This window comes from Roseococcus suduntuyensis (assembly GCF_014196305.1).
GTDB lineage: Bacteria > Pseudomonadota > Alphaproteobacteria > Acetobacterales > Acetobacteraceae > Roseococcus > Roseococcus suduntuyensis.
In genome coordinates this window covers 459,201-478,819 of sequence record NZ_JACIDJ010000001.1, presented here as the reverse complement: position 1 = coordinate 478,819, position 19,619 = coordinate 459,201, and the positions used below count along the sequence as shown (strand labels likewise).

Genomic DNA, 19,619 nt, shown 5'->3' with positions numbered 1-19,619 from the left:
CCATAGCCCCGTCGGCTGCCGGAGCAGCATGACCGGCGGCGCTATGCCCGGCGCCAGAGCGACATTCTGTGTGCCTTGGCGCCGCCCCAACGGGCCGCGTGCGCACGCGCGCCGCGACGCGCAAATTTGATCGCTTACTGTGTCAAAAAGGACCAATCATGAGAAAGCCCAACTACAGCATGGAACGCAAGGACCGAGAGCGCGCCAAAGAGGCCAAGGCCATGGCGAGGGTGGAGAAGCGTGCAGCGAAAAGCGACAAGAGCAGCCAGTCCGACGGCCCGACGACGGGTGACCAGCCCAGTCCAGGTGAAGCCGAAGGGCAGAAGTAGCAATCTCCATGTCGCCTGGCATCGCCCCTCGCTCAATATCAGGAGCGAGGGGTGAACCGACAGGTGCACTCCCGCATCGGTTGGCTGCAGCCTGAATAAAGGCACATTTTCCAACTGGGCTCAGTCGAACGGGTGGCCGCTGAATACGATAGAGGAAGGGATGAACGTCCATCGCGGCCTTCAGCGCACCCGGCACCGGACGGCATTCACCTTCCGGCTAGCCTAGCCCTCCCCGATATGCCGCACCTCACGCTGCTGCGAATTCAGAACGAAATCCCGGTTGCGCTGAACGCGATCTGAATATGGAAGCGGGCTGTGTGCGTCAGAGCAGAAAGCTGCGGCGTGCAGCCACGCTCCCGGCGCTGGCGGACGGGGGGGTACCAGATGCAAACGGCCCTCGCAGGATTTCGCGCGGCTTAGATGGTGTCCCGCGGGGCTCGGCGAGCCAGAGCGAAAAGCAGGGTAGCGGTGCGAACCAGAGCGAAACTGGCGGATGAAACGGTGCAGGTATAGTTTCATCTCCAACGCCGAGTGCCAATCCTGAAAGGCAAACATCGTGCGCCAATAGAGCCAGAAATTGCTGCTCAGAAATTCTTCCCCGAATACCTCGGTAATCCGCTTGTTTTCCATGTCCTGGCGGGTGGCGAGGAAGAACTTGATGATCTCCTTCTGCGCCTGCTCGCTCAGCGTGAACAGACCGTCGGTATGCGCATTCTGACCGCAATTTACCGTCGCGCGCTGCAAAGAGGAGTTCGGATCGTCCTTGTCGAGCCAATAGAACTCATCAAGCACACTGGCCCCCTCGACCTCGAGCGACGGGATCGAACGGTAGAGGTCCCACAGGCATTCGAAGTGCTCCTCCATCTCGCGGCCGCCGCGGATGATGAAGCCCTTGTCCGGCTCCTTGATGCCGTCCAGCGCGCCGCCTGGTAGCTGTTGCTGCTCCAGGATGGTGATCCGGTTGCCCGGCATCTGCCCGTCGCGGATGAGGAACGCCGCACCCGCCAGTGCCGCCAGGCCCGATCCGACAAACCAGGCCGTCTTGTTCTCAACGCCAGCGGGCTTGCGCGGGCGGACGAAGGCTTCGTAGTTGCCGCTGGTGTATCGCACGGGGTTTCCTTTGCGTCGGGGTGCAGCGGCAGAAGCTGTGCAGGATGGGGCCGGCGTGAGCGTCGACGCGATGCCACCGCTGGTTCGGCGTGGGCTTGCGCTTCGGGTGTGGATTCCGCCAATTTAATGCAGGAAGGTGTCTCGCTATCGAGAACGCTTGAACTCGCTCTGGGTTGAGAGCTGACCCTCAGCAATTCGCTGGCGGATTAAAAATCTGGGGTGAACGCGGCCGCACAGTGGCGGCCGCGACCGTGCACATCAAAGCAGGCCCAGCAATTTGCGCGCAGCCTCTTCGGACGAGGCCGGATTCTGGCCGGTGACCAGCTTGCCATCTGTCACCACGAAAGACGCCCAGTCGGAGCCCTTTTTGTAAGCGCCGCCGTTGGCTTTCAGCATATCTTCGACCAAGAAGGGGACCACCTTCGTCAAGCCGACTCCCTCCTCCTCGGTATTGGTAAATCCGGTCACTGTTTTGCCCGAGACCAGGGGTTCGCCGTTGGCACCCTTGGGGTGCTTGAACACGGCCGGGGCGTGGCAGACCGCCCCGATCGGGCGGTTGGTGGCGGCGAAGGTTTCGATCAGCTTGATGCTGTTGGCATCCTCGGAAAGATCCCACAGTGGGCCGTGGCCGCCGGGATAGAAAGTCGCATCGAACCCATCCGCCGACACCGTGGAAAGAACGGCCGTGTGTGCGAGTTCGCTTTGGGCCGCCTTGTCGCCCTTGAAGCGTTTTGTCGCCTCGGTCTGCGCATCGTCGGCGTCGCTGCTGGGGTCCAACGGCGGCTGGCCGCCCTTGGGCGAGGCAAGCGTCACCTGCGCGCCTGCGTCCTTGAACACGTAGTACGGCGCGGCGAACTCCTCGAGCCAGAAGCCCGTCTTCTTGCCCGTATCGCCGAGTTTATCGTGTGATGTGAGAACCATCAGAATGTTCATGGGCGTTAAGCCTTTCGATTTGTCGGTGTTTCAGACGGCCAGCTTGACGACGCGCTTGCCGAACGCCTCGCCTCGCAACAATCCGGCGAAGGCCGCCGGGGCGCGCTCCAGGCCGTCGATCATTTCCTCGCGGTATTGGACTTTTCCGTCCCTCACCCACTCGCCCATCTGCCGGGCAAATTCGGGGTAAAGGTGGCCGAAGTCATCGAAGACGATGAAGCCGCGCATCGTCATCCGCTTGCGAAGGATCATCCCAAGCAGCAGGTTCATCCGGTCCGGGCCGTCTGGCAGCGCGGTGGCGTTGTATTGCGAGATTAGGCCGCAAACCGGGATGCGGGCTTTCGGATTCAGCAGCGGAAGCACCGCATCGAAAACCGCGCCGCCGACATTCTCGAAATAGATGTCGATCCCCTCGGGAACCGCCGCTTTCAGCGCGCTTGGGAACCCCGCTGCCTTGTGATCCACGCAGACATCGAACCCCAGAGCTTCAACCACATGGGCGCATTTCCTCGCTCCACCCGCTATCCCAACGACATGAAGCCCGAGGATCTTGCCAATTTGACCCACCGTGGCGCCGACCGGACCGCTGGCTCCGGCGACGACCAGCGTTTCGCCTTTTTTTGGCTGGCCGATCTGAGTCAGGCCCGCCCAGCCGGTCAGGCCCGGCATCCCCAGCACACCCAAGGCCCAGGACGGATTTTCAGGCGAGGTGCCCATATTGATCACGCCGGCGCCGTCGGACAGCGCATAGTCCTGCCAACCGCCGAACGCCTGCACCCAGTCGCCTAAGCCAAAGCCCGCCACGTCGGATGACACGACTTGCGCGATGGTTCCGCCGACCATAACCGCGCCGATCTCGACAGGGGCAGCATAGGACGGTGCATCGCTCATCCGGCCCCGCATGTAGGGGTCCAGCGAGAGATACTCGTTGCGCAGCAGCATCTGGCCCTTGCCGGGTGCCGGTATCTCCTCTGTTTGAAGCCGAAGGGTGTTGTCGTCTGGCTGACCCTTGGGGCGCTCCGCCAAAACGAACTTTCGGTTTTGTGTTTTCGATTGCGCCATCGGGTTAGTCCTCTCGTAAGCGTGAAGGATCAGGCATGGGCACCCGCCGAGTGGCCGACTATGAGGCCCGCGATCGGCGCCGGCTGCGGAGCAGCCGCCTTCCAGGGCTGGCCGTGGCTGAGAATCCTTCACCCATGTTTGTCGAGCACAGTGTCGCTCTGCACTGACCAGTCGGCCGGTTCGTCATCCTGGTCCGCTTCGGCCGCCGCCGATGTGGCCTGTACCTTGCCCGGCTTGTGATGGGCGGGCGCGTAGATCGCGTAGACCTGCATCGGTGTTGCCCCGATGTTGGTAATGTTGTGCCAGGTTCCGGCAGGAACGAGGACACACCAGCCGTCCGATACATCCTGCTCGAAGGGCATGTCGTCCTTCGCCGGCCCCATCCGAACGCGGCCATGGCCAGCATCGAGGCGGAGGAACTGATCCGTCTCCGGATGCGCTTCAAGACCGATATCGCCGCCAACCGGGATCGACATCAGCGTCACCTGCAGATAGCGCCCGCTCCATGCAACGGAACGATAATCCCGATTTTCCTTGGTCGCGGTCTCGATGTCGAAGGATTGCGGCTTCGGACCAGTGTCCTTGATCGTCATGGTGACCTCGTTGCGAATGCTTCCGGGCGAAGCCGTTCGCTTCCCCGGTCGGTTGGCGACGTCCTTGCTTCAGTTCAACGCACGAGGCCGGCAAACAGACGGTCATCATTGAAGATGTAATGCGCCCGGCGGTTGAGCTCCTGATGCAAGCCAACCGAAGCCGTCGCCAGGCGACGGTGGAGGCCACACTTTCCAATCGGGTTACCCGGTTTTCCCTCAGTCTGCGGGCACCAGAACCCGTCGTCGCTCTGTCGCCTGCCCTAGGGAAGCCGGTGCTTCGCAACGCCAACCGACAATGTCGCGGCCGCCACATCGAACGTCGCCGCGAAGATGTTCCGCGCGACCGGGCGCATGGTGTTGTTGGCTATGGGCATCACGCCAGACCGACGAAGCGTGGCGAGTGGACCAGGCGAAGCAGAGCCACTACTGGCTGCGCAGCTGCTGCTGGATGCGGCCAGGACGACGCTTGCCATAGTCCCGAAATATCCAGACCCTGAACGCCATGGCGAAGCACAAGAATCGAGCAATCCGCCAGGATTGGTTCAGGCGCGGCCGTGGCCTCGTCTGCCGCCTGATGGCAGATGCCTGCATCCGTGATGACGATGCCTGCGTGGCACCCGGGACACTTGTGGCGCGCTGCGCCGGCGTCAGGGGCTGAGATGGACGCCGCAAGCACCCGGATCCTGCCCGTCGCCATCATCGGTGGTGGCCTCGCCGGGCTTCAGGCCGCGCGGCTGCTGCACGAAGCGGGCATTGCCTTCTGCATCTTCGAGGCGCGCGAGCGGCTTGGCGGCCGCATCCTTTCAACCGATGCAGCAGGACGCCCCGCGGAGGACGGTTTCGACCTTGGCCCGTCCTGGTTTTGGCCCGGCATGCACCCGGCCATGGCGGCCGCGTTGGCGCAACTTGGCCTTGCCGCGTTCCCGCAACACGATGAAGGTGACGTTCTCGTCGAACGCCAGCCGAACCGCCCGCCGCAGCGCTTCCCCGGTATACGGCAGGAGCCCCGCTCCATGCGACTTGTGGGCGGCACAGGGGCGCTGGTGCGCGCGCTGGCCGGCGGCCTGCCAGAGGGCTCCATCCAACTCACCTCGTGGGTCACGCGGATCGCCCTGGAGGGTGACCATGTCCGACTGACGCTCGCCCAGGCTGACGGCGAGAGTGACAGCGTCCTCGCAGCACAGGTGATTGCCGCGCTGCCGCCGAGGTTGCTCGAGGCGAGCATCGCCTTCGAGCCGGCAATCGATCCTGCCATCCGACTGCGCTGGCGCGACACGCCGACCTGGATGGCGCCGCACGCGAAGTTCGTCGCGATCTATGACAGCCCCTTCTGGCGTCCGGCCGGCCTGTCTGGCACGGCGCAGAGCGCCGTCGGCCCGATGGGCGAGATCCATGACGCGACAACCGCTTCAGGCGCGGCGGCGCTGTTCGGCTTTCTCGGCATCGACGCAGATCGGCGTCAGGCTGCGGGCACGGCGCTGCTCACCCGCGCCTGCCTTGATCAACTTGTACGGCTGTTCGGCGATGAGGCCGGACGCCCTGCGGCGACGCTGCTGACGGACTGGACTGCCGAGGTCTTCACCGCGACCGCGGATGACCGGCGCGGCGGGGCCCATCCCGTGCCGCAGCGCGGGCCCTGGGTGAGCGGCGCATGGCGCGATCGCCTGTCGCTCGCTGGGAGTGAGACCAGCGCGAGCGACCCGGGCTACCTGGCGGGCGCGATGGATGCCGCCTCTCGCGCCGCCGCGGAGGTGTTGCAGCGGATCGCCGTGCCAGGCCGTGCGGCGTCATGAGGGAGGGGATGGCACGCCCCAGGATCACGGCACTCGCCGCTTCGCCACTGTCACCGACAGCGTCGCCGCCGCCAGATCGAACGTCGCCGCGGAGATGTTCCGTGCCATGACCCGCACCGTGTTGTTCGACCACACCGCCGCGTCGAGCTCGATGAAGCGCGTCGACGACACCAGCGATGCTTGCGCCAGGTCGCCCGCTCGTGCCCCGTTCACCGTGACGTCGAGCAGCGATGTCGCCCCGGGCGCGAGGCTCGGCAGGTCCCAGGACACCTCCGCTGCGAATTCCCGCCGGCCCGAGCCGAACAGCGCTCCCGTCAGCAGCGGGGTGCCATTCAGCACCGCGGGCGCGGCCTCCGGTAGCCCGTAGAGCCGCAGCGATTGCAGGTCGATGGGCCCATCGAAGCCGATCACGCCCACCTGCGCGTAGGCCACGGACGCGCCGACACGGATGGTCTGCCGCCGATTGAAGTTGGCGTCGTCCATCGGCGCACCGGCATTCCAGCCCTTAGCCGGCCCGTTCCACTGCATCGTGGTGATCGAGGCCAGCACGTCGCCCGCGATGTCCTCGCGGACATTCCCCGCCCCATCGAACACGCGCACGAACAGCCGCCCGCCCGAGGCGCCGCTTGTCAGCCAATGCGCCAGGGCGAACTCCTTCGCCTGGGAGGTGTCGAGCATCCACCCCAGCCCACGGTTTGCCGCCAGCGTGATGGCCCGATCGGTCGGCGTCAGGTCGGTCAGCCCGTTGAAGCAGAAATCCGCCATGAAGGTCGCGGTGGTGGTCGAGGTGGCGATGGTGATCAGCCCCTCGACGCCCACTTCGGTCGCCGACTGCCGGAACGTCGCCGCGCGGGTGTTCGGCACGCCGGCGAGAAAGCGCTGAAACCGCGACGCCGGCGCGCGGTGCCGGTTAATCACCGCATTGCCGCAGCGGTTCGCCGTCGCCGTGTAGTCGATGCCGACCAGGTAGGTGTTGGTCCAGGCGATGTCGTACTCGCAATCCTGTGCTCCGGCCGTGTGCCGAGCGGCGAGCGGCGAACACGCCTCCATGCGCATGTTGCGCGCGATGATCGCACTGCCCGAGGTCTGGTTCAGGAAGGGGATGGCGATGTTGCTACCGGCCTGGCGCAGCTCGAAGTTCGGCGCGTCGAAGACGTGGCGGTTGTGGTTGGAATAGGCGCCCGCCTCATTGCCGAAGCGCACACCGAAGCGATCCATTGCGGCGTTCACCCCCGTCGCCTGGGCGAAGTGCCCACCGTAGTAGCGGATCGAGGTGTTCCAGGCCGTCGCCGTCGCGCACCAAATGTCGAGGCCGATGCGGTTGTTGACGATACGCCCCAGCGTGAAGGTGCTGTCCTCCACGCCACGGCCGTCGCCCAGCGTGCGCATGCCGATGGTGAAGCCTTCCACGCGGCGCAGCTCGATCTGGCTCGCATCCACGTTGCGCACGGTGATGCCGATATCGGCCTCGGACGACCAGTCGGAGATCGTCTGCCGGATGACGTTCAGCCCGGTGTAGAGCTTTTCCGCGTTGCGGATGGTCCCGCCGTCGCCCAGCACCAGCACGGAGGTGGGCGCGGTGCCGGTGTAGCGAATGGTGCCCTGCATGATCAGCCCGCGGGCACCACCCGGCAGGGTCACGGTGCCGGAGACGTTCCAGGTGCCGGGCGGAATCATCGCGAATTTCTGGTCCGCGCCGGCGCGATCGAAGGCCGCCTGGATGGAGGTGCGATCATCGGCCACGCCATCGCCGAGCCCGCCAAAGTCGTTCGGCAGCACGGCCTCCCGATCACGGAGGTATTTGGCGAAGTCGGTCTTGTTGAGGTTGGCGTTGAGGACCAGCAGGTCGTCGATGCGGGCCGGCATGGCGTTCTCCGATCAGAGGGCTGTGGCGGTGACCGGGCCGGCGAAGCCCGAGACGTTGCCCTCGGCCGAGACGCTGCGCAGCCAGTACCAGCGGGTTTGGCCGGTGGTGAGGCCGGTGCGATCCCATGGGAGTGCGGTCGGCTCGCTGGCCAGCTTAGACGCCGCGGCGAGGCTGGCGCTGCTGGCCTCGAAGACCTGCAGCCGCACGGCATCGGCGGGAAAGCCGCCCGACAGGCGCACGCCACCAGCGATGCCGGTGGCGGCGAGCCCTGACGCGGCAGCCGGCACCAACGCCTCGCGCCAGCCCGACACGGCGCCGCTGCGCGCCTGCGCCCGTACGCGAAAGGCGGTCGGCTCGGCCGTGGGGATGGCGACGGCGGTGGCGCCGAAGCCACCCGCGTACCCCTGCCACACGGCGACCGAAGCCGGCCGGAACTCGATCTCGTAGCCGGCGAGATAGGCGGAGCCCACGGCGGACCATGACACAGCGATCGCCGTGAAGGTCGTCCCGAGCGGCGTCTCCACCAGGATGGTCGCCGGCGCCGCGATCACGCCCGGGTTCGGCAGCACCACCGAGGGGTTCTGGCCTGTCGCCCGTTCGTCCGTCGCCGGGTTCCATGCCCAGACCGCTGGGTCCTCCTCGGCCAGTTGCAGGTTCACCCCGCCATCCGGCGCCAGCGCCCAGCCTGTCACGCGCGCTGGGAATGGGGTCAGGCGTTCCAGGGCCACCGTCACCCCGTCCCAGGGCCGCAGGCGCAGCGCCGAGAGGTTGGCCTGCATCGCCACCTCACGCTGGCGCCGGTTGCGCTCCAGCTCGATTTTCATCAGGCGCTGGACGGTGGCCGCCGAGGTGGTGAGCGGGAACTCCATGTCCCGGTAGATCGCCTCGCCGCCGTCCTCGGTGACGTAGTTGCTGGCGAGCAGCGGCGGTGCATCGGTCGGCTGCCAGGCCGCGGCCGGCTCGACATAGACGGCGCGTACCCCGTTGAAGAGATCCCGCCGCGGACGCGAGCCGACGATGGTGACGTCGCCCCGCAGATCGTCGGAGGTGAGTGTGGCGGCCGGCAGCGCCGGCGCCCCCGCGTGGATGTAGAAGCGCCCGCCCGAGACCACGAGCGCGCCCGCCATGGCGGCGACCAGCTTGCGGGTGATGGCGATCTTGCCCTCGCCCAGGGTGACGGCACCGTTCACGGTGTAGCGCCGCTCCGCGGTGCCATCGCGCCGGCCCATGATCTCGTCGCAGATGTTCGCCGCTGCCATCAGCGCCGGCAGGTCGATGTCGGCCCAGGCCGCGCGCCACCCAAAGGGCGAGGTCAGGTACCAGGCTAGGCAGAGCGCCGGATTTTCGGACCAGCCGGTAGCGCCGGTGCGCGGGTCGAGGATGGTGTCCGCCCCCTCGACGATGGCGGAGAGGCTGGGCGCGCCGGACGGAAACGCCTCGGGCCGCAGCTTGAGGCGCACGGCGAGATAGGCCCGCCCCTGGCCGCGATGGGCCGCGGTCCATTGGCCACCGGTGTCCGCCACGAGATTGGCATTGGCGGTCTGGCCGGGATCGCCGAGCGCACGGTCGATGCGCAGCAGGCCGGAGAACTTCGGGTCGGTGGAGGCGGTGCCGTTCAGAAACACCTCGCCGATGGCGCGCACGCGATGGGCGGCCAGCACCACGACGACGTGCAGGAAGCCATCAGCGCGGCCCTCGTCGTCGGTGGCGGAATGCAGGAACACGACGGGGCCGGAGGTACGGCAGCGGCCGAAGACGATCTGGTGCTCGGTGATCGGCTGGCGGAAGGACTGGGTGCGGCCGGCGCCGGGCGTGCGGGGATCGAAGCCGGAGCCGGGACCGGTGTCCGTCCCTGGCGTGACGTTGGCGCTACGGGCGGCGGAGGGCGACTTGGGGCGGAATACGGCGGCGCCCACGGCGGACACTACCAGGGCGGCACCGGCGGCCGCCACGGCGCCCAGGACGCCGCCGCCAATGACGGCCGAGGCGGCCGCCCCTGCGGCGGCGGCGATGAAGGGGATGGCGACGGGCATGGTCTGTCAGTCCCTCACCAGCCGATGCGCCATGCCACGGCGCAGGTCGTGATCGGCACGCGCAGCAGGCCCGCGGGCCCTACGAAGGCGGCGCGGCCGACGTCGAGCACGACGCCGAGGCGATCCGGGTCGGCAGCGAGCACCACGTCGCCAGTCCGGGCGAAGGGCACCGCCACGCGCGGGTGGCCGGTGGTGTCCGCCATCTCCGCTAAGGAGGGGCGATGCTGCCACGAGAGCCGCTGCCCGGTGCAGGCCATCACCGCGGCCATGGCGAAGCGCCCGCAATTCCAGCGCACTGCGTCGAAGGGGCGATGCTCAGCTGCGGTGATGAGTGCTGCCAGCCGCTCCGGCCAGTCGGGCAGCCGATTCACTGGATGGGCAGCCGGATTTCCGCCTCCTGCAGGGCGGGGACGAACTCGAAGAACCGATCGCCGGGATACTCGCCCTGCTGGTCGGCGTCGGTGTAGCGCCGCACCTCGGCGCGCTCGAGGTCCACCAGCCGGCTCTCGCAGGCGAGTGCCACGGAGGGCTCCGCGCCGTCCGTCACCTCCATCGTGTCCATCAGCCCCGCCCAGAGCGGGAACGGGTCCGCCACGAATGACCCTTGGGCATCGAGCAGCGAGCCCCACAGCGTGACCGGCCGGAGGCGGTAGCTGCGCTCGGCCAAGGCGATATCCACCACCTCCTGCGGCACCGGCGACAGCGCTAGGGTCAGGCGCACGGCGCGCAGCTCCACCGTCTCCTCCACATCCGAGATGGCGCCGATGCTGCCGGCCCCCTCGAACACTTTCCCGGCCCAATCCAGCAGGCCGAGCCCGGTCCAGACACGAAAGGGGCCGGTGGCGAAGTCGAGCTCGACCAGCACCACCGGCGTGGCGATCGGCGCGGTGGCCGCGGACGCCGCCTGGTTGCTGAGGCGTGGGGTGCCGGACATGGCTACAGCGCCTCCTCCATGCGGATGGTGACGGCGGCGAAGGGACCGGGGCGCGTCGGGTTCGCCGCCTCGTCATCGGAGACCAGCCGCATGGGGACGCTCGGCAGCGAGAGGATCAGCGGCTCGCCGACCACCACCGCGGCGCGCAGCGGCGGCGCAATGGCGATGGTGGCGGTGCCGGCGCCCGAGGCGGCGACCGCGGCAGTGGCGATGTAGAGCCGCCCACCCAGCCCGATGTAGTCGCCGGCGCCGACCGCCACCGTGCTCGGCCACCAGCCTTGCGTGACGATGGACAGCGCGCCACGCGGCGCGCCGGCCGCGAGCGACGGATTGCCGGAGCCCACCACCAGCCCGGTCCCGTCCGTGAAGATGGTGGCGTCGGAGAAGCTGTATGGCCCGGTCGGCACATCGCCCTGGCTGCGCGGATCGCCGGTGCGGTATTCGCGCCGCCAGTCCCAGATGCGTACGGTGTTGGCAGAGCCGGCGAGTGCCGCCAGCAGCCCGTCCATCACGCCCGCCTGCACGCGCCCCAGCGGCTCGAAGCTCGCCTCCGCCACCCAGCGCGCCCCCTCTCGCCGCAGCACCTGGGTGGCGCGGGTGACCGGCGAGACGAACCGCAGCGTGTTGTGCTGCAGGTAGAAGCTCAGCCGCGACGGGCGCAGCGTGGCGGGCCAGGCGTATTCCGTCATGGCCCTATCCCCGCACGATGGAGGTGGCGCTGCCGCCGCGGCGGATGGCGTCGAGCGTCGCGGCGCTGGCCTGCCGCACGATCTGCGCCGAGAGCACCCGCAGCCGCGCCTCGACACCGGCATCGGCGCCGCGCGCATCGATGGTGATGCTCTGGTTGATCACTGGCCCACCGGGCGCCATGCCATTGGGCAGCACCGTGCCGCTACGGTTCGGCACGAACCATTCGGGACCGCGCTCACCGACGATGTAGGGCTGGCCGCCCGCCACCGGCCCGCCCTCCGCGCGGAACAACCCGCCCAGCGCCGAGCCCAGCCCTGAGAAGATCGAGCCGAAGTCGAAGCCAGCCAGGCTGGAGGTTACTGCCGTGCCGAGCGGCTCGGTGATGGTGCGGCGGACCACGATGCGGGCGATGTCCTGCAGGATGCCCTGCAGCACCTTGGAGAAGCTTTCGCCCTTGATGATCGCGTCCTCGAAGGCCGAGGAGAAGGTCAGGCCGAGCTCCCGCGCCGTATTGCTCGTGCGCTCCGTGGCCTGTTGCACGCGCTGCTGGCTGCGCTCCAGCTCCTCCAGCGCGGCATTGGCCTCGCGCGAGACCGTCTCGTCGGGGATGGGCTGGCCGATGCGCTCGGAGCGCTCCACCAGCCGGCCGAGGGTTTCCAGGCGGCGGGTGTAGCGTTCCTGGGCATTCTCGTTGTTCTGGATCAGCCGCTCGCGCTCGCGGATGATGTCGTTGATCTCGCGCTCGGCCTCGCGGTCGGGGCGCGGGATGGATGCCACGCGGCGGGTAGTGCCCTCGATGCGGCGCAGCGCCTCGTCGCGTTCCCGCAACGCCAGGGTTTCGAGGCGGGTGCGGTCGGCGGCGGTGATGCCGCCCGCGGCCTCGGCCTCGCGCAGGCGGCGAACCCGGTCCTCATATTCGCTGTTGATCCGAAAGCGGTCGTCGAGCGCCTTGCGGAGTTCCTCCGCATCCGCGGCCGTGCGGCGGCGGCGGGCCTCCGCGGCCTGGGCGGCGGCGCTCTCCTGCTCGGTGCGCTGCCGCTCGCCGGCAGCCTGCTCGCCGCGGGTGATCTCCTCCTGGAGTTCCGCGTACTGCCGGCGCAGCTCCTCCAGGCGGGCAGCGCGATCGACGCCGGCCTGCTGCTGCGCGGTGCCGACCAGCCCGCCCCGGATCGAACCACGACGAGGCTGGGAGCGCAGGCTGTCGCGGCCGTCGCTCTCCGCCTCGAGACGGGCGATCTGGGCGCGCAGGGCCTCGGCCTGGGCGCGGCGGTCCGCCTCCTGCTCGCTGGGCAACAGCAAGCCGGAACCGCGGCGCACACCATCCAGGACACGGGCGGCGCCGGAGAGCGCACGCGCAAGGGCGTTGGACAGGCCGATCGCCTGGTCGAGCCGGGCGAGGAACTGGTCGGCCGCTGCGGTGAGCTGGCCAAAGGCCCGGCCGACGGAAAGCGGCGCGCGCTCGAACTCGCCGTTCAGCCGCTCGACGGCGCGCAGCAGCGCGGGAAAGACCGTGTCGGCGGTGAGCTTGCCCTCGGAGCCGAGCTTGCGCAGCTCACCGATGGAGACGCCGAGCTCGCGCGCCAGCGCCTGCGCGAGCGTCGGCAGGCCTTCGAGGATGCTGCGCAGCTCGTCGCCCTGCAGCGTGCCCGAGGCCAGCGCCTGGGCGAGCTGCTGGGTGCTGGAGGCGATCTCCTGCTGGCTGGCGCCGGAGGCGATGGCGATGCGCTGCAGGCCGCCGACCAGGGTGGCGACCTGGTCGGAGGTGGCGCCGATCTCGCGGGCGGCGATCGAGAAGCGGGCGAAGGCGTCCACGCTCTCGCGCACCGCGACGCCGGTCTGCAGGCTGTCGCGATACAGCCGGTCGTAGATCTCGCCGGCGCGCTCGACAGAACCGAGCGCGGTGTTCAGCCGGCCCATGGATTGGGTGAGCGCATCGCCGGCCACGACCACGGCGCGCAGCCCGGCGGCCAGGCCGGCGATCTGCACGCCGCGCACGGCGACATCGAGCAGGTCGAGTGCGCGGGAGGCGCGGTCGGCGCCGCCCTGGATCCGCTCCAGGGAGCGTTGACCGGTCTCGCCGACCTCGCGCAGCTCCTGCTTGACCCGGGCGGCGTCGTCCAGCGACAGCCGGACCGAGACGCGGCGCGTGCTATCCGCCATGGGTCACGCCTCCTGCGTCGGTGGGGTCGTCAGGGCTCGGGGGGATCAGTGCGCCGCGCGGCGCTGCCGGCGGCGAGGCCCATGCGCATGGCGAGCAGCAGTTCGGCTGCGGCCCAGCCGGTTGCACCCATCTCGCGGGCGGTGGTCAGCGCCGCCGGCATGTCGAGATCAAGGCCGGCCATGGTCGCCGTGGCGCAGGTGGTGCCGGCGGCCCAGGCTGCGGCGCCCTCGACACTGGCCGGCGCGTGGGCGGCGTAGGGACAGGCGAGCCCGCAGTCGCGATCGAGAGCCGCGCAGCCGCGGCAGTAGTCAGGGCCCTTGCCGAAGTGCCACTCGGCCCGGGCCCTTAGCCGTTTCCCTCCAGCGCCACGGCAGCAACCGGGTCGGTAGCGCGATCCCAGAACGCGGCGGCCATCTCGTCCATGTCCATCAGCCGCTCGACGGCCTCGGGCGAGAGCGGCAGCGGCTTGCCGGCAGTGTCGCCGACCCCCTCCCAGGCGGTGACGGCGTGGCGGGCCAGCGCCTTGACCAGAAATGCGAAGGCGAGGCCGCGCGCCATGTCGGGGTCGAGGTCGGCCTCCGCGGCCCGCAGCGCGCCGAGGCGGCGCGCGGAGCCGGCCTGGGCGGCGGCCATGATGGCGGTGGTGACGGGGCGGATCTCCACGCGGACGCCGCGCGGCAGGTCGAGCCAGTACGGCTCGACCGGGAGGTCGAGGGTGAGCATACAGTTCTCCATTTGGAATTGGACGATGCGGATTCGCCGCCTGCTATGGGGGCTGCCGGACAGCGCTCAGTCCCGGCAGCGGGCCTCGGCCCTAGCTTGGACACGGAGAAGGCCGAAGCAGAATTCGACCGAAGAGTGAAGCTCGTTCCCCGACCCAGTATGTCTGGTAGTGGACCATGAGCAGACATTGCTGGCCGGTAACCGACACCGGCAGATGCAATGACCCATGATACCTTTGTTGTTCCTGTGACGCACCTATACGGTGATACGATTAAATGGCGATTACACGAGACAACCACTTCGTCCCACGATGGTATCAGACGCGATTCCTAGAACCCGGGGCGTCGACGCTCGCCTACCTTGACCTCGACCCACCGACCAAGGTGCTGGACGACGGACGGGTGATCCGGGCGCGTTCGCTGTTCGACGCCCCCCCGAGGCGCTGCTTCTTTCAAACCGACCTCTACTCAACTTTTTTTGGCACGGCTGTCAGCGACGAGATCGAGCGGCGGCTCTTCGGCAACATCGACACGCGCGGCGCGGATGCCGTGAGGGCATTCGAGGCCACGGATCCCGCCAACTGGCACGAGCACTTCGGGACGTTCTTTGAATATCTCGACATCCAGAAGCTGCGAACGCCGAAGGGATTGGCGTGGCTAAGGGGACAGTATCCCCTGCTAAATCAGAATGAACTCATGCGGGAGATGCTGGGCATCCGCATGCTGCACACCACGATCTGGACCCAATGCGTTAGGGAGGTCGTGTCCGCCGAGGATAGCGAGGTGAAGTTCATCATCACCGACCATCCCGTGACCATTTACAACCACGCCATGCCGCCCGGTGCGCCGCAGTGCGTGTACCCCAACGAACCAGGGATTGCGCTGAAAGGGTCACAGACGCTCTTTCCGCTCGGTCGGAACCACTGTCTGATTCTGACGAACCTTGAATACGCCAAAGATCCAGCCGCGGCGCCCGCCGAAAAGCGGACATTTGCGCGCAACTTCCGCCCATCGCTGGCGCGCACCGACAAGTTCATCCGCGCCCGCCGACTGACGAGCCTGGAGGTATCAAGGATCAACCGCGTGCTGAAGGCGCGAGCGCGGCGATATGTGGCGGCCGGTAGAAGGGAGTGGTTGCAGCCGGAGGATCTGGCAGTCGGATCGTGGGCAGACCTTGCCACGACGCTTCTCCCGCCGCGCGACCAACTCTGGGGCTTCGGCGGCGAGACATTCGTTGGCTACAGGGACGGTAGTGTCCACTACCAGGACGCATTCGGCCGGACGGAGAAGGAGCGCGAGGCGCTGAAGAAGGCGCTACCCGTCCGCGACCTGGCACCCGGCGATCCCTGCGGTTGCGGATCCGGACAGCCCTATCGTTTGTGCTGTCACACCCGACCACCAACGCTGCGACCGATCTGGACTGAGCGGAGCATTCGCGAGCGCAATCTGGTCTTTTTCAATGGCATCCTTTCGATCCTTCAGATGGACCAGGGCAAAGATTGGACAGCCGTCAGGCGTGAACTGACCGAAGAGCAGATCAGGGAGGTCTATTCCCTGCACGAGGCGCTCTGGCCGCTTGAGACCGACCTGCTTGCCCTGCTCCCCAAACCTGACGGCAGGCCGCGCGCCATCTACACCGGCTCTCTCCATCCGCAGTCGATTGTCGAGTTCGCGATCGGCGCGTCAGCGTATTTCGGGGAACTCATCGTTGAGAACCCGTTCGTGCATGCTGGCACTATTGCGCAGAAGTTCAGGCCAACCGAGCACCCGCGGGCCTACCATCTGGAGTTCCTGAAGTCGGTCGCCTTCTTCCTGAATGTCATGCCGATGGTGGATGCTGGACTCATCAACTTGGTCCCAGATCCTTTGACCTTCGACTACCACCTCCGTCGCGAGACCATGGCGATGGCGCAGGAGCGTACCGGTGGGATCCCGATCCGGCTGCGCGACGAGCCTCGCCTCAAGGAGTTGCTTCGCCTCGACCAGATGCGTGACGTGCTCATGTGGCCTAAGGGCGCGCGGGATGCGCGGCTCCGCGAGGGCTTTCCTGACCTCGATGACGACGGCCTCGCCGGGATGCGAAGCGCGATTGAACGGATGAAGGAGGAGGACCCGCTCGCAGCACTGCAGGACGGCATTTTTGAGGGCGGTGAGGATGGCGGCCAGATGCGCCTCATGCAGATGAGCCCGAACTTCGAGATCGCGATGTATCTGGCGCAGGCGACCGGGGCTACGATCGTAACCGACAGCGCTTTTCGCTGGCAGGAGATTCTCCGCGCGGCACAGCCGCGTGCTGGAGCGCCTCCAGCGAGGCTCGGGCGCTTGGCCGCGCACATCGCCAATGCTGTGTTTCTCTTTCCAGACGATGCCGATCGAATGGTCAGTTTGGCGCGGGACGGTTTGCTTGACGCCTACCCGAAGCTCTTCGCAGAGATGTTCCGCTATCTCGGGACGGTCGCACTGCGCGACGCAAAGCCAAACTTCGAGGACGGACTAGCCGCTCGGTTCGCGCGCGCACACGCGTCAGCACAAACGGCGCTTCGTAAGCGCAGAGAACCTGGCAACGCGGGCAGGATGTCATGCGTGTTCGCTCCGAGCGGCATACAGGACAACGCCATCAACCGGCTGCTGCTCATGTCGAGCTCGGAGCACCACCTTTCGATGGTGCCAATGGCTTTCTACATCCGGCGTCCAGATTCGGACCGATAGCTACGTCCAGCAGCATTAATTCGCGCCTGGGCAGCGATGGATTGACTGCCCCCCATAAACACAAGACCGGTGGCGCCGCCACGCGCAATGACTGACACGCACCCTCGCCATCGCCCATGACTGGAGGGCTGCTTACATGCCCGCTCACGAGGGCAAAGAATACGTCCGGCCGAAGGCGCCTGCCGCCGCGTTCCGCACGAAGCGACCGGCCAGCCCATGTTCCGGCCTCACGCGTAATCCGTGGCGGCCTGCTGGTTCCGCAGCACCGCCGTCATCATCCGCGTCGCCGTCGCGTTGAAGGCGGCCCTGAAATCGAAGCTGGCCTCCACGCCGGCCGGCCCCTCGATCGGCGTCTTGGCCAGCGCCAGATAGACCTCGTGCAGCGTGATGGTCAGGCTGCGGTTCGCATCGATGGTGAAGGCCATGGCGAATTCGGCCGAGGTGCCGGCCTGCGCCTGGGCCAGCAGCGTTGTATTCTCGAAGCGCACGGTGATCTGGCCAGTGCAGCGGGCGATGCCGGGATCGACGCCCTCCACGCGACGATCGGCGCGGATGGTGCGCACCGCCTCCATGCCGTTGGCGTAGGTGAGCCGCGCGCCGGTGACCTGCGCCAGCGCCACGCTGCTGCGGGTGATGGACCCCTGCGCCTTGTTGAAGGCGGTGTAGGCCGCGCTGGTCGGCGTGCCGCCTGACGTCGCGCCGGTCCGCACCGATCCCTGGCCGAGCAGCCCAAAGGTCGCGGTCGCCGCGCCGGTGGGCGTGAAGTCCATCTCCAGCGTGTCGGCGCGCACGCCGGTGCAGACGTCGAAGGACGGCACGTCCGGATAGCCGATCTCCATGGCGTTGCTCGGCAGCGAGGCCGCGCCCGAGCCGAAGGTGTGGATGAAGTTGGTCGTGCCGGTGGTGGTCGGCGCGCCGAGCAGCAGCCGCAGCCAGTGCCCGATGTTGATCAGATCGACCGGCACCACTGCCTGGCCAGCGACAGTCACCGTGTCGAGGAAGGGCGCGGCCGGATCGCGGTTGCTGCCCACGCCGATGACGTCGGCATCCAGCAGCGGCTGCTCGGCGCCAAGATCGCAGGACAGGAACGGCATGCGCCGCCAGTTGCTGCCGGGGGCGGTGCCATAGACGGTCTCGGGCAGCATGAGCAGACGGCAATTCGCGCCGATGGCACGGGGCATGGGCTTTCTCCTGGAAGGGGATCAGGCCAGCGGCGAGCCGGCGACGGTGAACCAGAGGGTGATGGGGATGGCGGCGGCACGGGCCGCTGCGGCGCCTTCGAACTCGATATCTTCGAATGAGGCGCTGCCGGGCTGCGCCCACTCCACAGCGCCGCCGAGCGTGCGGTTGGCGGTGATCGCCGCGGCGACATCCACCAAGAGCGCATCGAGCAGGGTGCTGCGCGCGGCCGGTATGGCGCCGGCCACGGTGATCTCGACCTCGGCGCGGTGCTCAACCTGCCAGGTGAGCGGGGAGAGGATTGGTGTCTCCTCCACCGCCTCGCCGTCGCGGACGACCACTAGCCCGCCAGCAGGAATGCGCTGCGGGATGGTCTCGCCGCGCAGCACCAGCGGTGCCGGGTTCCGAACGGCCAGCGACGTGACGAGTCGGCTGTGCAGCGCGGCGATGGCGGTCTCGCGCGCGCTCATGCTGACCGCCTGCTCTCGCGCTCCCATGCCGCGACGAAACGGCCCGGCAGCCGGCGTAGCCCGCGCTCAGCCGCACCGCGCACGTCGAGCCGCTTGGCGAGCTTCACCTGGGGCAGGAGGAGAAACATTGGCACCATCCCCTGCTCCAGCAGGCCGCGCGCCCAGGCCTCGCGGCCCTTGCGGTTGGCCGTACCGACTTCCGTGACCCCGCCCGCCACCAGCCGGGTCCTGCGCCGCCGCCCGGTCTGCTCGCCCTGCCGCAGCGGCAGGCACCACACGAAACCCCGCCCCGACTTGAACGGCCGCAGGAAGGCCTGGCCGGAAGCGACCATCTGGGCCGGCGTGACCCGCATGTCCTTCTCGCCGCGCCCCCTGCGTCCCCGCGCCGCATTGAAGCCAGTCGGAATGGCCAGGAACTTCCCTCCGCCCCTGGCGCGGATCAGCGCCCCACGCTCGAATGCGTCGATGACGTTCGGCACCTTGGTGAAGACCAGCCCCGCCGGCCGCAGCGACTGCCCGGACCGCGGGAAGATCATCGACCGCCAGGCATTGGCGATACCGCGGGCGTTACCCGAGAAGGCGGTGGTGACCTGCCGGCGCAACTCGGCCTTCACCTGCTCCGTCTCGGCGCGGATGGCGGTCATGGCTGCGCGCTCCCCCGCCTTCACCTCATCGGCCAGCACCTTGCGGAGGTCGCCCACGATGCTGGCGCCGAGGCGCATGGATCAGCGCCCGCCGAACTTGCGGCTGAGAATGCGCAGCAGCAGATCGTGCAGCGCGGCATAGCCGAGCGTGCCGGCCAGCCACGCGACGGCAAACAGCCACCAGCCGTCGAGCTCGAAGGCATGGGCAATGAGCCAGGCGCCGGTGCCGAGGCTGCCGCCGGCCAGCGCGTGCAGCAGATAGGCGCGGGTCAGCAGCGGCCGGTCGGTGGACGAGAAGCGCGCCATCGCCCCGAGCGCGCCCAGGGCGCCGGCGAGCAGCGCCTCACCGATAATGCTGCCGATGCGTTCGGGGTCGATCATGGCGGTGCT

At 68.0% G+C, this 19,619-nt stretch carries 19 protein-coding genes; 3 read left to right on the top strand and 16 right to left on the bottom strand.

Annotation, left to right across the window (positions count from 1 at the left end; all coding sequences use genetic code 11):
• The first annotated feature begins 98 nt into the window (after positions 1-98).
• On the top strand, positions 99-329 hold the full coding sequence (locus GGQ83_RS02230) for a hypothetical protein (protein ID WP_184381966.1): 231 nt from the start codon (positions 99-101) through the stop codon (positions 327-329).
• Positions 330-551: 222 nt separating this feature from the next.
• Here GGQ83_RS02230 and GGQ83_RS02225 read toward each other — a convergent pair whose 3' ends face one another.
• The 4 genes from GGQ83_RS02225 to GGQ83_RS02210 all read right to left on the bottom strand — a co-directional run bounded on the left by GGQ83_RS02225 (position 552) and on the right by GGQ83_RS02210 (position 4,027).
• Entirely contained in the window at positions 552-1,439 is an 888-nt protein-coding gene (locus GGQ83_RS02225; protein WP_311726984.1) for an oleate hydratase, read from the bottom strand.
• Between the two features lie 258 nt (positions 1,440-1,697).
• Positions 1,698-2,372 carry a type 1 glutamine amidotransferase domain-containing protein gene (locus tag GGQ83_RS02220; protein WP_184381965.1) on the bottom strand — a complete coding sequence of 225 codons (675 nt, stop codon included), beginning with the start codon at positions 2,370-2,372 and terminating at the stop codon, positions 1,698-1,700.
• 30 nt (positions 2,373-2,402) lie between these two features.
• Positions 2,403-3,434 (bottom strand): NADP-dependent oxidoreductase, encoded by a 1,032-nt coding sequence (locus GGQ83_RS02215; protein ID WP_184381964.1) that lies wholly within the window; start codon positions 3,432-3,434, stop codon positions 2,403-2,405.
• Positions 3,435-3,562: 128 nt separating this feature from the next.
• Positions 3,563-4,027, bottom strand: a complete 465-nt coding sequence (locus GGQ83_RS02210; RefSeq protein WP_184381963.1) for a cupin domain-containing protein — start codon at positions 4,025-4,027, stop codon at positions 3,563-3,565.
• A 659-nt stretch (positions 4,028-4,686) separates the two neighbouring features.
• Between GGQ83_RS02210 and GGQ83_RS02205 the strand changes: the two genes are divergently transcribed.
• Positions 4,687-5,820, top strand: a complete 1,134-nt coding sequence (locus GGQ83_RS02205; RefSeq protein ID WP_184381962.1) for a flavin monoamine oxidase family protein — start codon at positions 4,687-4,689, stop codon at positions 5,818-5,820.
• A 24-nt stretch (positions 5,821-5,844) separates the two neighbouring features.
• Here GGQ83_RS02205 and GGQ83_RS02200 read toward each other — a convergent pair whose 3' ends face one another.
• From GGQ83_RS02200 to GGQ83_RS02165, 8 genes are all read right to left on the bottom strand, one after another.
• On the bottom strand, positions 5,845-7,686 hold the full coding sequence (locus tag GGQ83_RS02200) for a hypothetical protein (protein WP_184381961.1): 1,842 nt from the start codon (positions 7,684-7,686) through the stop codon (positions 5,845-5,847).
• 12 nt (positions 7,687-7,698) lie between these two features.
• Positions 7,699-9,720, bottom strand: a complete 2,022-nt coding sequence (locus GGQ83_RS02195; protein WP_184381960.1) for a phage tail protein — start codon at positions 9,718-9,720, stop codon at positions 7,699-7,701.
• Positions 9,721-9,734: 14 nt separating this feature from the next.
• On the bottom strand, positions 9,735-10,091 hold the full coding sequence (locus GGQ83_RS02190) for a DUF6950 family protein (RefSeq protein WP_184381959.1): 357 nt from the start codon (positions 10,089-10,091) through the stop codon (positions 9,735-9,737).
• Positions 10,088-10,654, bottom strand: coding sequence for a hypothetical protein (locus GGQ83_RS02185; RefSeq protein WP_184381958.1), 567 nt, complete (start codon positions 10,652-10,654; stop codon positions 10,088-10,090). The genes GGQ83_RS02190 and GGQ83_RS02185 overlap by 4 nt, the downstream gene beginning before the upstream one ends.
• Before the next feature lie 2 nt (positions 10,655-10,656).
• Positions 10,657-11,343: a hypothetical protein gene (locus GGQ83_RS02180; RefSeq protein ID WP_184381957.1), complete on the bottom strand. Its 687-nt coding sequence runs from the start codon at positions 11,341-11,343 to the stop codon at positions 10,657-10,659.
• Between the two features lie 4 nt (positions 11,344-11,347).
• Positions 11,348-13,504: a tape measure protein gene (locus GGQ83_RS02175; protein WP_184381956.1), complete on the bottom strand. Its 2,157-nt coding sequence runs from the start codon at positions 13,502-13,504 to the stop codon at positions 11,348-11,350.
• 29 nt (positions 13,505-13,533) lie between these two features.
• Positions 13,534-13,686 (bottom strand): hypothetical protein, encoded by a 153-nt coding sequence (locus tag GGQ83_RS02170; RefSeq protein ID WP_184381955.1) that lies wholly within the window; start codon positions 13,684-13,686, stop codon positions 13,534-13,536.
• A gap of 164 nt (positions 13,687-13,850) precedes the next feature.
• Positions 13,851-14,228: a hypothetical protein gene (locus tag GGQ83_RS02165; protein WP_184381954.1), complete on the bottom strand. Its 378-nt coding sequence runs from the start codon at positions 14,226-14,228 to the stop codon at positions 13,851-13,853.
• A 383-nt stretch (positions 14,229-14,611) separates the two neighbouring features.
• Here GGQ83_RS02165 and GGQ83_RS02160 point away from each other — a divergent pair, with 383 nt between their 5' ends.
• Complete coding sequence (locus GGQ83_RS02160) at positions 14,612-16,936, top strand: DUF4238 domain-containing protein (RefSeq protein ID WP_207017862.1); 2,325 nt, start codon at positions 14,612-14,614, stop codon at positions 16,934-16,936.
• 227 nt (positions 16,937-17,163) lie between these two features.
• On the opposite strand, the gene GGQ83_RS02155 is transcribed toward GGQ83_RS02160, so the two are convergent.
• Genes GGQ83_RS02155 through GGQ83_RS02140 form a run of 4 tightly spaced genes read right to left on the bottom strand, consistent with a single transcriptional unit; the run spans position 17,164 to position 19,610 of the window.
• Entirely contained in the window at positions 17,164-18,117 is a 954-nt protein-coding gene (locus tag GGQ83_RS02155) for a phage tail tube protein (RefSeq protein WP_184381952.1), read from the bottom strand.
• 21 nt (positions 18,118-18,138) lie between these two features.
• Positions 18,139-18,585, bottom strand: a complete 447-nt coding sequence (locus tag GGQ83_RS02150; RefSeq protein ID WP_184381951.1) for a hypothetical protein — start codon at positions 18,583-18,585, stop codon at positions 18,139-18,141.
• Positions 18,582-19,307 (bottom strand): DUF6441 family protein, encoded by a 726-nt coding sequence (locus tag GGQ83_RS02145; protein WP_184381950.1) that lies wholly within the window; start codon positions 19,305-19,307, stop codon positions 18,582-18,584. Before GGQ83_RS02145 ends, GGQ83_RS02150 begins: the two co-directional genes overlap by 4 nt.
• Positions 19,308-19,310: 3 nt before the next feature.
• Complete coding sequence (locus tag GGQ83_RS02140) at positions 19,311-19,610, bottom strand: hypothetical protein (protein ID WP_184381949.1); 300 nt, start codon at positions 19,608-19,610, stop codon at positions 19,311-19,313.
• Positions 19,611-19,619: the final 9 nt, after the last annotated feature.

What these genes read in the sequence shown, in the direction of transcription:
- GGQ83_RS02210 (WP_184381963.1), bottom strand. Translation starts at nt 4,027, where the DNA reads ATGACGATCAAGGACACTGGTCCGAAGCCGCAATCCTTCGACATCGAG.
- GGQ83_RS02155 (WP_184381952.1), bottom strand. Translation starts at nt 18,117, where the DNA reads ATGCCCCGTGCCATCGGCGCGAATTGCCGTCTGCTCATGCTGCCCGAG.
- GGQ83_RS02175 (WP_184381956.1), bottom strand. Translation starts at nt 13,504, where the DNA reads ATGGCGGATAGCACGCGCCGCGTCTCGGTCCGGCTGTCGCTGGACGAC.
- GGQ83_RS02145 (WP_184381950.1), bottom strand. Translation starts at nt 19,307, where the DNA reads ATGCGCCTCGGCGCCAGCATCGTGGGCGACCTCCGCAAGGTGCTGGCC.
- GGQ83_RS02170 (WP_184381955.1), bottom strand. Translation starts at nt 13,686, where the DNA reads ATGGCCGGCCTTGATCTCGACATGCCGGCGGCGCTGACCACCGCCCGC.
- GGQ83_RS02220 (WP_184381965.1), bottom strand. Translation starts at nt 2,372, where the DNA reads ATGAACATTCTGATGGTTCTCACATCACACGATAAACTCGGCGATACG.
- GGQ83_RS02200 (WP_184381961.1), bottom strand. Translation starts at nt 7,686, where the DNA reads ATGCCGGCCCGCATCGACGACCTGCTGGTCCTCAACGCCAACCTCAAC.
- GGQ83_RS02205 (WP_184381962.1), top strand. Translation starts at nt 4,687, where the DNA reads ATGGACGCCGCAAGCACCCGGATCCTGCCCGTCGCCATCATCGGTGGT.
- GGQ83_RS02180 (WP_184381957.1), bottom strand. Translation starts at nt 11,343, where the DNA reads ATGACGGAATACGCCTGGCCCGCCACGCTGCGCCCGTCGCGGCTGAGC.
- GGQ83_RS02140 (WP_184381949.1), bottom strand. Translation starts at nt 19,610, where the DNA reads ATGATCGACCCCGAACGCATCGGCAGCATTATCGGTGAGGCGCTGCTC.
- GGQ83_RS02185 (WP_184381958.1), bottom strand. Translation starts at nt 10,654, where the DNA reads ATGTCCGGCACCCCACGCCTCAGCAACCAGGCGGCGTCCGCGGCCACC.
- GGQ83_RS02195 (WP_184381960.1), bottom strand. Translation starts at nt 9,720, where the DNA reads ATGCCCGTCGCCATCCCCTTCATCGCCGCCGCCGCAGGGGCGGCCGCC.
- GGQ83_RS02215 (WP_184381964.1), bottom strand. Translation starts at nt 3,434, where the DNA reads ATGGCGCAATCGAAAACACAAAACCGAAAGTTCGTTTTGGCGGAGCGC.
- GGQ83_RS02165 (WP_184381954.1), bottom strand. Translation starts at nt 14,228, where the DNA reads ATGCTCACCCTCGACCTCCCGGTCGAGCCGTACTGGCTCGACCTGCCG.
- GGQ83_RS02150 (WP_184381951.1), bottom strand. Translation starts at nt 18,585, where the DNA reads ATGAGCGCGCGCGAGACCGCCATCGCCGCGCTGCACAGCCGACTCGTC.